At 36.8% G+C, this 13,365-nt stretch carries 5 protein-coding genes; all 5 read right to left on the reverse strand.

Features of this window, described 5'->3' with window-relative positions; translation table 11 throughout:
* Positions 1-105: 105 nt before the first annotated feature.
* Complete coding sequence (locus HA632_RS02330) at positions 106-1,266, reverse strand: tetratricopeptide repeat protein (RefSeq protein ID WP_176305629.1); 1,161 nt, start codon at positions 1,264-1,266, stop codon at positions 106-108.
* Positions 1,267-2,769, reverse strand: a complete 1,503-nt coding sequence (locus HA632_RS02335; RefSeq protein ID WP_176305630.1) for an AraC family transcriptional regulator — start codon at positions 2,767-2,769, stop codon at positions 1,267-1,269.
* A 280-nt stretch (positions 2,770-3,049) separates the two neighbouring features.
* Positions 3,050-6,142 (reverse strand): T9SS type A sorting domain-containing protein, encoded by a 3,093-nt coding sequence (locus HA632_RS02340; protein ID WP_176305631.1) that lies wholly within the window; start codon positions 6,140-6,142, stop codon positions 3,050-3,052.
* A 20-nt stretch (positions 6,143-6,162) separates the two neighbouring features.
* Positions 6,163-12,429 carry a hypothetical protein gene (locus HA632_RS02345; RefSeq protein WP_176305632.1) on the reverse strand — a complete coding sequence of 2,089 codons (6,267 nt, stop codon included), beginning with the start codon at positions 12,427-12,429 and terminating at the stop codon, positions 6,163-6,165.
* A gap of 276 nt (positions 12,430-12,705) precedes the next feature.
* The coding region (locus HA632_RS02350) for a T9SS type A sorting domain-containing protein (protein WP_176305633.1) at positions 12,706-13,365 on the reverse strand (660 nt) is incomplete at its 5' end.

Below are 13,365 nucleotides of genomic sequence, written 5' to 3' on the forward strand. Positions count from 1 at the left end.
GGTACGCAAATAGCCACAGTCGGAAAATGGTTTTACTTTATAATTTACTGAATTTATAAAGTATAACGAGGGGATTTGGAGAAAATTTAGGAGTAAAAAAGAGACTTAAGCCTCTTTCCCTTTCTTATTTTGCAAAATATAGATTTGGCTTTTTATGGCTTCAATTTCTTTGTTTTTTCTTTTGATTAATACGTAGAAAAACAAAACAATTAGTGTTAAAACACACAATAAAAAGAGGAGTAAATAGTAAAATTGATTTGAAAGTTCGGAACGCATAGCCTTTGATTCTGCCTCTTTAACACCTAAGGATTCGCCAACCGATAAACGTTCGCGATCTTTGATTAATTTTTGAGTCTTTATAAACTTAAGTTGATTTTCTTTAAACAGATCCCACTCGTTTATAAACAAATAATTCTCGGCCAAACCCATATAAATTTCTTGGTTCAAAATCAAATCATTGACCTCTGACGAAAGGTTTAATGCTTCGTTTAGTGCTTTAATCGCCTCTATATTTTTACCTTCTAAAGTGAAGACTTTAGCCGATCCTTTTAAGGCAAAAGCCTGCAAACTTTTAGCATTAACTTTTTTGGCGATTTGTACCGATTTTTGAAAGTTTTCCAGGGCCAATTGATTGTTCTTTAACAACAAATAACAGTTCCCCTTATTGTAAGTCGCAATACTGATTTTCGACAAATCGGATTCTTTCTTTGACTTGGTCAACTCGGCTATACCTCTGTCTAAAAAGGCAATGGCAATGGCACAACTGAGTTTCTCTTTGTAAATAAATCCTCTTACAATATAATTTTTACCAAGCTCAGTATGTATAGAATCTTTGACCGGATACTCTCCTATGAGTTGTTCTGCCTGATCCAAATATTGTATGGCCTTGTCATACACTTTTAATTGATGGTACTGGATTCCCATCTTGTTAACAATAATGATTTTAAGCAACTTATCATTGGATTCACCCAACAACTCATTGGCTTTTATGACATATTCTAACGATTTTTCATAATCTCTTCGGGAAGAATAAGCATCAGAAATCAACTTATAGGCTTTGATTTTATAATCTATATTTTCCTCGGAAAGCTTCACCACTGTATGTCCTAACTTGATAACTTTATCAGGATTGACATAAATTTCGGTAGAAGCTACTCTCAGTATACTATCAATTCTTTTGTAGTTTTGAGAATGCACCGTATCAGCGGTTACTAGTTTGGCCACTAATAACAGCAATAGAAAATATATGTTTTTCTTGGTACTCATTTATTCTTCTAAGAGATTATTTTCCTTTTCTTGGTTCAACAACTCAATAAACTTCACAGGTGATATACCGGTGATGGATTTAAACACTGTGGCAAAACTACTGTGGGAAGAAAAACCGCAGTTTTCGGCCAAATAGCTAATCTTATAATTGATAAAATTCGGATCTGTCTTAAGCTTTTCAATAATGTAATTGATCCTCAATTTATTGATATAGGTGTTGAAATTAACGTTATAATGGGTGTTGATAATCTCCGACAAGTACTTTGTATTTGAGTCGAGTTGACCGGCTAAAACAGCCAAAGAAATATCTTTATTGATAAAGCGTTTGGAGTTTTCAAATTTCTTGAGTTTGCTAAGAATTTGTTCTTCCGTTTCCTTGAGAATGACATTCTTTTTAGGTTCATGCTTTTTGTCGTTTACGCTAAAACTTTCCAAAAGATTACTTCTTGTAATTTCGATGTAGCTTATAATCTCATCTAAGCCTTTTTTGCGTTGCATGGTTTTTTGCCAAAAGAAGAGGCAAATCAATATGATAATCAAGAATAGGGCCGATACTACATACAGAAAACTGATATAGTTTGATTTGTCTTTTGCATATTCATCAGAATACTCGTCAGAAATAAGATTGTAAGTAGTATTAATGGCTTCTTGTTCTTGGGCTTCCGTTTCGCTTTGGGCCTCAAAAAACTTAACATTGGTAGATTTATAATTAGCCAAATCATTCAATGCCAAATAACTGGCGCTTTGCAGCTGCATAATCTTTACTTGCAGGAAAAGATTGTTTAATTTTTTAGCTTGAACCAAAGCTTCTTCAGATAAATTGATAACTTCTTTGTGTGCTTTTTTGTGAAAAGCGACACTCGCTAAACCATACAAAGCATCAATTTTTGAATAGGCATTATCGCCATTTTGCTCGTTAATCATGTTGATGGCATAATCAAAATATTTTTTTGAAGCTGCTAAATCTGTTTCTTCCAAAAACAATTGACCGAGGGTTATATCAAAATACAACTTTAGTTCTTTAAAGTCTTTGGCCATTTTAGCAGAAATAGCCTCTTGCCTTTGAAGTAATTTGATTCCTTTTTTTACTTGACCTTCTTTCAATAAAAAATGGGCTTTTTCTATATCAATTGAAACTTCTGCATAAGACTTTAACTGGAGATCTGCTATGTTACTGAGGCTACTTTCTAACTTGGCCAGGATTTTTTTGGCTTGTTTGTCCAACGATAATTCTCTCAACAGTATAACCTTATTGATTTCGATGCTTATTTTTTCCTCTTCGCTCAAATACTCTTCGTAATTCTTCTCTTCAAAGAGAAAATTTAAAGCACTGCTGTAATCGCCTTTTACCTTATAAGCTTTAGAAATCAAAAAATTAACCCGAGATTTTTCTTCATCTGTTGTATTGGTTTTACTCAATAAATACTGAGCAATTTTGAGCGCTTGATTGGGATTTGAATTGATTAAACTTTCAATATCTTCGGACAAGTGATGCTTGTTCAAAAAAGTTTGCGCATTGATAGTCGTATGGAAGAATCCAAAGAGTAAAATAAAGTAAAAACACCTGTTTATTTTAGCAAGACAATTCACGTTCTTTTAAGTTGTATTGCTAAGCATTAAAAGCCCAACAGTAGCAAATATATTGATTAATAAAGACAAAAGTAATATTTTAAACCATCAAAATAAATCATAAAATTTACAAAATCATAATAAAAAAATAAAAAAATCCTTCCCGATAAATCGAGAAGGATTTTCAAATAAAAAAAATTACTTAGGAGTATTATTATCTTTTCACAACACGAAGTGTTTTAACTTCGGATCCTTGCGTAATAATTACATTATAAATTCCAGTAGGATAATTGTTCCCAACTTGTAGTTCAGCCATTTTATCGGCACGAACTTCTTGTTGTTCTACTAATCTTCCGGTCATATCATATACCATAACGCTTACATTTGCTTCACTTGTGGTGGTTAAACTCAAATTAAAGTTTTCACTGTAAGGATTTGGATAAGCAATTACTGCAAAAGGAGCGCGTTCAGTTGCATTTTCTACACTTTTCGTAGTACAATCTTGGTAATAAACCGCTACAGCCGCACTATATACTACAACCCCACAAGAGTTGGTAAATGAAGCTCTATAATAGTTAACTCCTACTACCGGATTGGCAATAGTATAGCTTGATCCTGTTTGACCGGCAATATCACTAAATCCTAATGTTGAAGAAGTAGTGGATGTTTGCCATTGAATGTTTCCTAAATAACCCGCACCAATAGTCAATACTTTAGAAGCATTTGAAGTACATAAAGGAGTTGTTGCACCACCTGAAGGAGAAGTAACGCTAGCTGTGATAGATTTTGCTACTGGTTTAGCGACAACATTAACTACTACAAAATTACTAATTTCCGTTGAACAACTACCTATTGTAACAGAAGCTCTAAAAGCCGTTGAAACGGTCAAGTTACCTGTTGATATTGAATTCAGATTTGAATTTGAAATAGGTGTCCATGTTGGTAAAGCAGTAGCCCAATTGGTTGACTTTTGCCAAGTAATTGTTCCTACCGCACCGGTAAGATTTAACGTTGTACTAGTTGCAGGACAAATGGTTGTGTTTGTTGCAGAGGCTGTACCTGCAACAGCAGCCGATCCAATTACGTATTGTACCGCATTGGTGTATACTGAAGAACATGCCCCACTGGTAATTTTTGCTCTAAAATAAACATTTGAAGTAAGATTAGTGAAAACATAAGTGGCTGCCACTCCTGTTGAAGTAGTGGTATTGAATTCAGTAGTATTACTCGGATTAAAATAAGTAGACACAAACGCCACTGTTTTCCAGTAAGGTGCTAATAAATAGTTTACGCCATCTGTTGAATATTCCCATTGGATCTTTCCAACATTTCCGGCCACTTTCACCGTTCCTCCACTGTTAGCACATACTGTTCCTCCACCGGTAACCGTTCCGGCTACTGACAATGGATTAACCGTAATTGTTTTAACAGCACTTCTTGCCATAGTACAAGAACCGCTATAAACTACATTTCTAACATAAAATTTTGACAACGGAGGATAAGCTACGTTATTCATAGTAAACACAAGTCCATTTTGACCACTTACCACTGTAAAACCTTCTGTAGCAGAAGTCGTTGAAACCTCCCATTGGATTGAAGTACCTGTATAAGCTGCAGAAGTAAAGGTAATATCTCCACCGGTACAAACACTCGAAGTAACAACATTATTTATGGTTGAGGTTATAGCTCCAGCTTTAGCTGCTTTATTAACTGTAATTTTTGTTACAGCAGTTGTAGCCTTACAAGCGCCATTACTTATAATTGCTCTGTACCAAGTATCAGCTGTTAAATTAGCAACTGTCAATTGATTTCCTACAATTCCGGTTGTAACACTAGACCATACTGGGGTTGCAGTATTATAATTGATAGATTTTTGCCAAAGTACAGTACCATTATTCCCATTGATAGTCATAGTAGTACTATTAGTATAAGGCAAAGTAATAAAGTTTCCGGTGGTATCCATAGGTGTACCTGAAGCTAAATAAGCACAAACTGTCACATCACCACCGGTAATTGTTCCTGCAACGGCCGGAGAACTTACCGTAATTTTAAGAGCAGTTCCATTAACAGAACTACAAATACCATTAGATGCAACAACTCTAAACCAAGTATCTTGTGTTAAAACACTTGTGCTAAAAGTTAAAGCAGGATTAAGTGCTGATAATGTAGATTGAGCAATTACATCTCCAACATTAGAATAATTAATTCCATCGGTAGAAGACTGCCATTGAATATTACCAATGCTTCCGGCCGCTAATGTTAAATTAACAGAACTCCCTTGACAAGTAGTATTGGCTGGTGATAAAGTTGCGTTAGTAGAAGATTTTGCCGTAATGGCCGCAGCTTTAGACAAAACCGTTTGTTCTTGTAAAACAACTGTATCAGAAGTTACATTATTACAAACACCTCCATTAATAATCACTCTATATTTTGTACCAACTGCAGGAACTGCAGCAGTAGTTCTCGTAATATTTAAAGTCGCTGTATTAGCTCCGGAATAATTTGAGTTATTAGCAATTGCCGCCCAAGTGGTTCCGGTTGGTGTTTGTGTTTCCCACTGATATGTAGCACCAGAAGTACCAATAGCAGTAACAGATACTGAAGCTGTTCCACCAACTGCTTTACAAATAGTTGGATTAACCGGTTGAGAAGTTATTCCACAATTAGTATTTAATGCATGGCTTAATGTACTAGCCTGAGTATATACCAAACTAACTCCCGGCGAAGCCGATGGAGAAGTTGAGTTGTAAGAATATGATAAAGCACCTGTAGTAGCCCCATAAGGAAATGCGTTTACAACAGTATTGGTTTTACCTCCTGTATTGTTTGGTTGTAACCACAATTGAGCATTAGAATTCTGAACCCAGTTAGCAGTATTTGTAACTCTGTATCTACCGAATGTATAAGTACCATTTACCACATCAAATGCATTATCTATTGTTAATGCTGTAGCGCCAATTCTCAAATGCCCAGGTGTAACTGCATTTAAAGTATTATTTATTAAAGGTGCAATGGCTGTACTTTTTGTCCCTGCTACATATGATAAGGTTAATGTACCACCGTTTACAACAGTAGTATTGTAATTAATCCCAACAGACATAGCAGACATTTTCACTCCGGAAGCAGCAGCCCCGGTACCGTCAACAGTTAACATTACATCAAATTCCATAGTATTGGAAGTTGAGGTTACGTTGGCCAGACTCACTGTAAAGTGAGTCCCGGCTACTTGTGCATTTCCTAAGAAGGAAAACATTACTAAGCAAAAAAGTAATAAACTCTTGCCTAAATTATTTTTTATTATTTTCATCTCTTTTGAATTTAAATTAATTATGGGTGATTTGAGAAGATAAAGTTGTCTGAATTACCGAATATTACTGGGAAATCACCTAAATCAACTGATCCGTCACCATTTAAATCCGTATTAAAGTATCCAAAGGCAAAATTGTCATTATCACCAAATAATGTAGTGAAATCTCCTAAATCAATACTTTCATCTTGATTAATATCTCCCGAATAGAATCCGAATACTCCGGAACCTAAATTGGCCATATTACTACCGTATGCTTTGTTAGCGGCCGTTGTAAAATCATAAGTAGCTGTAGACGTTCCAAAAGCTTCAGCAGCAGCACTCCATGTTTGAACTGCATTTCTGTGTTTTACTGCGATGAAATAATTTCCTGCCGGTGCTATTAATTTAGCGGCAACTGAACCGTCTGTTTTTAAAACAGCGCTGGTTGAGGCAACAAGAGCATAAGTAGAAGCATCTCTCAATTCTACCGTAACATCATCTACATCTGTAGTGCTGGTTCCTACACCTTGATTCGCTTTTACAGGCGTCATGGCACCACCACCGATGTAATATCCTTCGATGAACAATTTCAAGTTCTTAGTACAACCTACTGTAGCAACTATTGGCGTTCTGGTTGTAGACTCACAAATCTCATCATAAGTTAAATTATGGAAACAGTTAGTAGTATTGGCTGTAGTAACAATCGCATCATTAAGAGCCGAAACGTTTCCTGTCAATCTTAACGGCCCCGATGTTGGATAAGTAATGGTTCCGGTACTGTTTCCTAAAGTATTATTAGTAGCAACCAAACCATTAGTAACTACTAATCTATAACCGTTACCTGCCGGAACATTATAATTAAGCGTTACTACTTGAGAAGTTGTACCAATAGTACCTGTTACTAATGTCGGCATAAAAGTTACCGGCGAAGTTCCCGCAACAACATTCCCCGTTGCATCAAATAAAGCAACTGTGATGGCTGTACGAGAGGCTGTGTTTTTAGGATAAACCGTAACAGTTTTTAGTTTTAATTTATTAGTTGCATCAAAGGCAATACCTTTGAATAATGCTGATGAAGCACCCGTTCCTGCAAATGCTGCGGTATTTACTGAACCTGAAGATACAGAAGCAGAAGACACATAATAAGTTGTCGTTGTTGATAAAGTAGGGCTATAATCAGTACCTGTAGCCACTAAGTTACCACCTGTTGGGGCATCGTACCAATTTAAAACTGAACTTCCTGATGTAGTTAAATTTGCTACACCACTCTCACAAATTGTATCACCTGTTCCAACAGCCACTGATTCTGATATAGCTACAGCAACCGGAGTTGAAGTACCTGTACTTGAAGAACAAGTTACATTACATCTGTAAGAAGTATTAACAGTCGGAGAATCTACATAGGTTGCAGCAGTAGCACCTGAAACGTTAGCCCAAGTTGAACCACCATTGGTAGAACTTTGCCATTGGTAAGTTACTCCTGCTCCTGTTGTAGCAGTAGTTAAACTTAAAGTAATTGGCTGTCCTGAACAAGCAGTTGCAGAAGAAGCGATAGTCGCTCCCGGAGCAGGGGTACCAGTACATGCTACACCATCAGAATAAGCAAAATTACCTAACATACCTCCTGTTTGAGCAGTAGCTAAATTTATGGTATTTGGAGTTCCTGATGTAAAAGTAATTGCAGAAGCTGGTGTGGATACAACATCGTATGTTCCATTTGCTGTTGCAGATTGAACAATAAGACTTGATGCATTAACATTAACATTTGGAGCAGCTCCTAATCTAACATTATATCCTGTAAAATTACCTGCTGAACCTACTCTTGTCACAGCCCATCTTGCTGAGCTTAAGTTTGAACCAACATTAGGATTTACTGTACCTGAGTTAGTATCGAAAGCCTCAACCATTAATTCAACACCACCAGTAGATGCAATTGAAATTGGAAGAAACTTACCATTTTTCCCTACAGGAAATGATCTATATTGTGTAATTGTACTTAGATTAGACTTATTAGCATGAGCCGCCGGACCATCAATGTAAGCTGTGGCACTACCAACAGGATAATTACCTCCACTAAGAGTATCATCTAAAACATCTGCATAACTTAAATAAATTGGATAAGTTGCAGAAGTATGAAGTATGCCGTTGGTAAGCGCCATAGTTGCTACTCTAAAATTAGGCACATTCAAAGTAACCCCAGCAGGGTTTGTATTGTTAATTACAAAAGCTGCAACAGACATTCCCGGGACAAGTTTACCTGTTAGAGCCCATTGGTTAGCATAAAAAGTACCCGAGCCTGAAATAGTTTGTGGAAGTGTAGTTGGCACTTCAACTCCATTGATACGGTTTCCAAGATATAGACCTCCTGAACTCCATTGTAAATTCAAGCTACCGTTGTTCACAATATTACCTCCAACATAAATACTGGTATTGGTTAATGTTCTTCTAAAAGCACTTCCACTAGTGATTGTGAAATTATTCTGAACATTCATGTAATAGTTATTATTCTGATTATTACTACTACTAGACATAAATCTATTCTCCCCGTCTGGAGCATTTACTATAAGATTTCCTAGAGAAAATAATCCTGTGCTAAATCCTTGAAACTGACAATTGAAACCGTTAGTAGTAACTGCTGGTTTTTGAGTAGAAATACCATCACCTATTTGTAACGTATGATTCAATCCAGCAGCATAATGATTTGGATGTGAATAAATAAATGAACCGCTAGATATGGTATTAAATGTATAAGCATTAAATACAAACGGTGTCGGAGCTCCAGACTGAATAGGATTAGTGAAGGTAACTTTAGCTCCTTCAATATTTGAAATAACTGTACCAGCCAAAAGACCTGTTCCGCTTACCGGCATACCAATTACCAAACTAGGATTAGCGGCAGACAATATGACACTACTTGCACCTATAGTAAATGCTGGCATTGATAAAGTTACTGCAGAGGTTGCAGGAGAAGTAGATAAACCTGAAATTGGTTGAGATAAATTAATTTTTACGTTTGTGTTGGCAGCATCGAAACCACTAAAAACTATCGAAGTAATAGTAGTTCCTGGCTGAACTCCAGAACCTGAAATAAGCGATCCAACAGAAATGAGAGCGTTATTAGCATTAGGCCCCACAACTACTGAAGAAGCACCATTTTGCATGGCAGAAAAATTTAACAAAGTACCACTAGCTATAGCTGCTGTTGTATTGTTACTTAATCCAAGAGTAAATGGAGAGTTACTTGTAGCATTTACCGCTGTAACACTTGTAACAGTGGTTCCAGGTGCAATACCAGTACCAGAAATGGATTGCCCTACATAAAAAAGATTAGGATTAGCCATAACCACGGTAGGAGAATTGATTACTGTAGCTCCACTTGTATTATATTGGTATGTCCCACTTGCTGGCGTTGACAAATCAACACTAGTGGCAGAAGTTACATTTATTGGGGTTTCTTCATTTACTAGCGGGTCAACAATGGTAATTGTACCACCCGTTAACGCTAATTTATCCGTTTCAATTTTACATGAAGAACCACCAAACGCAACTGAAGTAGCAGCGTTCCCATTATCATTAGAGTCAATGATGATTTCTCCTCCTGATTGGTTGAAGAAACTATTGGCTTTATAGGAAACAAAACCATTAACTTTCAGAGTCCCCGCAGTCATAGTATGCGTTCCATAATTATAGAAAGGAGCATTGTTGTTTGTACAGCCAACCGTCATAGTACCTCCGTTATTTACTAGAGTACCTCCGGCATTAATTACTACACCAGCAGCATTTGCTGTAGAAGTAACCGTTACTGTATGCTCTGAAGCAATAACAACATTATTGCTACAGCCAGGTACCACACCACCAACCCAAGTTGATGGAGAATTCCAAGAACCAGAAGCAGCAGAGGTAATTGCAGCAGTTGTATTTATTTTAGAACCATCATTAACTCCAACATATATAGGAGCAGCAGTCAAGTTAGCTAACGTTAACCCTGTTCTAATCACAAATGGTTGTGCAGTTCCTTCTTGGTGAGCACCGGGAAGAGCCGCGCTCAAATTCATTAATCTTGAAGAACCATTGGTAGCTTCATAAGCACCATTGGCATAAACCATAGCTCTATAAGTTCCTGAGGCATTTGTATGAACAATTGATGGAGCAATAACTCCCGTTTCAGGCGTGCTGAAAGTCCAATTGCCACCATATCTGCTATTGATAGTATAAGATCCATCAGCAATTGACAAACTACCTGTTACTATATTTGAATCTGTATAAGTTACGGCAACTTCACCAGCAACTGTCGGATTAACATCAGGCAACAAATACAAAGTTCTATCCATATTAGCGCCACTAATAAAAGGGAACCAATAAGGCTTATTATTATTATTTGTTCCTGGATATTCTGTACCAGTTTGTATGTTAGCAGTATTTGCAGTTTGTATAAACCTTGAAATAGTACCATCTGTAAATCCAGACCCAGGATTAACAAAAACATTTCCTGTCTGTCCAAAATTTCCAATAACCAATCTACCAGTTGCTACACTCACACGACCAGAGGTTAATTCTAATCTACCGTTAATGATAACTGAACCGTCTAAATTCAAGACAACATTTGGAGTTGCTGTCGATGTGTTCTCTACAATCAATTGATTCAAAACACGTGCACGGTTTCCAAAAGCATTAATTCCCGCAGCACTTCCACCACAAAAACCACCTGCTTCAACAGTTACTGTTTGTAATGTAGAACCATTTAACGTTAATCTTCCGTTTTTTACTATTGTACTGTTTGTTGAAATATCTAATCTACAACCAGCCGAACCAACATAAACATCGTGCCCTACCATAATATGTTTACCATTAGTCCCTCCGTCATGACCATTAAATCGAGCGCCACTTCCGCTAATATTTAAATCATTAGCAATCGTAAAGTCATCTATAATAGTACCACTCGCAGCAAACTGTACTATTGAATTAGTTCCTGCTAAAATTAAATCTTCAGCTCCAGAATATCTTGAGTCAACCACAACGGTTTCAGTTCCGTCAAGAACAACAACGTCTGCAGGTGTAGGTACTTTAGCACCATCCCAAGTTGAAGTTTGTGACCAAAGTCCTGATTGTGCACAAGTAATTTCTTCAGGTACTCTTGACACCAAAGAGATATTATCGATAGCCGCCGGAGGAAGTGTTCCTGCCGAAGTCCCATTACTCCAAACAAAAATCAAACGGAAAGAAGTTCCCGCAAAAGATTTAGGAATAAATGCTGTTATTTTAGTAGTAGCTACTTGTGGTGTCGCGTTAAAAGAAATTAACGTAGCGCCAGGCCAATTTACACCATAAGTGTTTGGAGAAGTAACTTGAGTATCCGTACCAACTATAGTTTGAGAAATTGGAGCCACCCATACTTGCCATCCTGCTCCTGAAGCCGGAGCCGATTTTACATCAAAAGTCAAAGTCATCGCCTTTTCAGTAGATGGTATAGTAGTAATGTCTTTATAGAAATATACTGTTCTGTTTGTCGGATAACCGGCATAAGAATTGGTAAAACCATTATCATTTGAAATGTAAGCAGCATTACCTGTTATGGCAGAAGAAGTTGCACTAAAAACCATTGTTTGTGCAACAGCCAAAATTGAACCATTCAATGAAGCTTTTGACAATCCTAATGTAGCTCCGTTGATGCTGGCAACGTAAGTCCCCGCATCTATAAATCCTGCTATAGGAGCTATAGCCATCCCAACTGAAATATTGGGATTTGCAGCTGATAAAGTTACAGAATAGGTATTAACCGCTATTGAAGTATTTGTAGTTTGGGTAGTCCCAACACTAATCCCTCCGGAAAACATTCCGAAACCTAGGGTAACTCCCGAAGCTGTTGCTGTAGCATTTTGTGTCAAAGTTAAAGTGGTACCTGAAATACTCAAAACGCTGGTATTTGCAGGTATCCCTGAACCATAAACAATTTGCCCTACAGCAATGTTGGCATTAGGAGCTGTTAAAGTTACTGTAGCTGAAGCATTAGTTGTTGCTCCCACTGAGGTCGTCCCCGACGCAGCAGTTCCTACAGCCCATTTTACCGAACTCACTCCTTCATTAGCAACTGTCCATCCATTGGCAGCAAAAGTGCTCCCAAGATTGAATCCTCCATCCGTCGCCGGATTGATAATGGTCGTTTGTGCTTGAATACCTGTAACGGCAAACAATAGCATCAAAGCTAACCATGCAAAACCAAATGATTTTGGTTTTTGTCCAAAGTGATTCCCGTCTGAAGACGAAGAATTTAGCAATGAACTTTTCAAAAAGTAATTGATAAACATAATTATTTGAATTGGTTAATAAATAGTTGTTGTGGAAGTAAAACTATTATTTATACCCATACAAAAAAAAAGAACACTTTTTAATTTAATGAATTTTAAAAGTCTTTTACCTCTCAAAAGCCTTATATTCAAAGGATTTTTAAAAAAAACAACTGTTAAAATCAAAAGGTTTTTTCTCTTTATTTAAAAGTAGTTTTGAACCTTTCTCCATAAAAAAACCACTAACAATGTTAGTGGTTTTATTCATTAATTTCAAAACCCAAATTGAATTAACTACTATTCTCTTTTTACTACTTTAATTACTTTAACTTTTCCGTTTGCGGTAACTTTAACAAAATAAGTTGCTGATGGCAATGATGATAAATCTACAGATACTTGATCAGAATTAGACTGATTTTCTAAAACAACCTGACCCAATACATTAATCAAAACAACAGAAGAAATATTTTCTGAATAAGCAATATTAAAGATCCCGGAAGTCGGATTAGGATATGCTTTAAAATTAGCCTCATTAAAACCACTAACACCTAATGCAACGGTAACTGTAACTGCAAATGGTGTACTCGAACATCCTGAGGTAACATTAACCGCATAATAAGTTGCGCCATTCGTTACTACTGTAGTAATAGCCAAAGGATTTATCTGATTCTGTGCGTCAGCAAGAGAAGCGTACCAAATTACATTGGCAGGGCTAACTACTAAATCTTCCAAAGTTGCTTCGTTTAAATCAGTAACCGAAATGATTTGAGTTGAAGCACCTGTTGGAGTTTCTGCAGAGTTTATTGTCAAGTTCAAGGTTTCAGTATGACAACCTACTACTGAAGTATAAGTTCCAGAAGCTGTATATGTTGTCCCGTTTACTGACCAAGTGTAACTATCACAAGCCGAAGCAGTAGTACTGTTTGAAGTACTTGGCGTGATGGTCAAGTTCAAGGT

Origin of the sequence: Flavobacterium sp. J49 (assembly GCF_011742145.1) — a bacterium.
Lineage (GTDB): Bacteria > Bacteroidota > Bacteroidia > Flavobacteriales > Flavobacteriaceae > Flavobacterium.

Bases quoted from the DNA above. Each gene is read 5' to 3' on its own strand.
- HA632_RS02340 (WP_176305631.1), bottom strand. From the start codon at position 6,142: ATGAAAATAATAAAAAATAATTTAGGCAAGAGTTTATTACTTTTTTGC.
- HA632_RS02345 (WP_176305632.1), bottom strand. From the start codon at position 12,429: ATGTTTATCAATTACTTTTTGAAAAGTTCATTGCTAAATTCTTCGTCT.
- HA632_RS02330 (WP_176305629.1), bottom strand. From the start codon at position 1,266: ATGAGTACCAAGAAAAACATATATTTTCTATTGCTGTTATTAGTGGCC.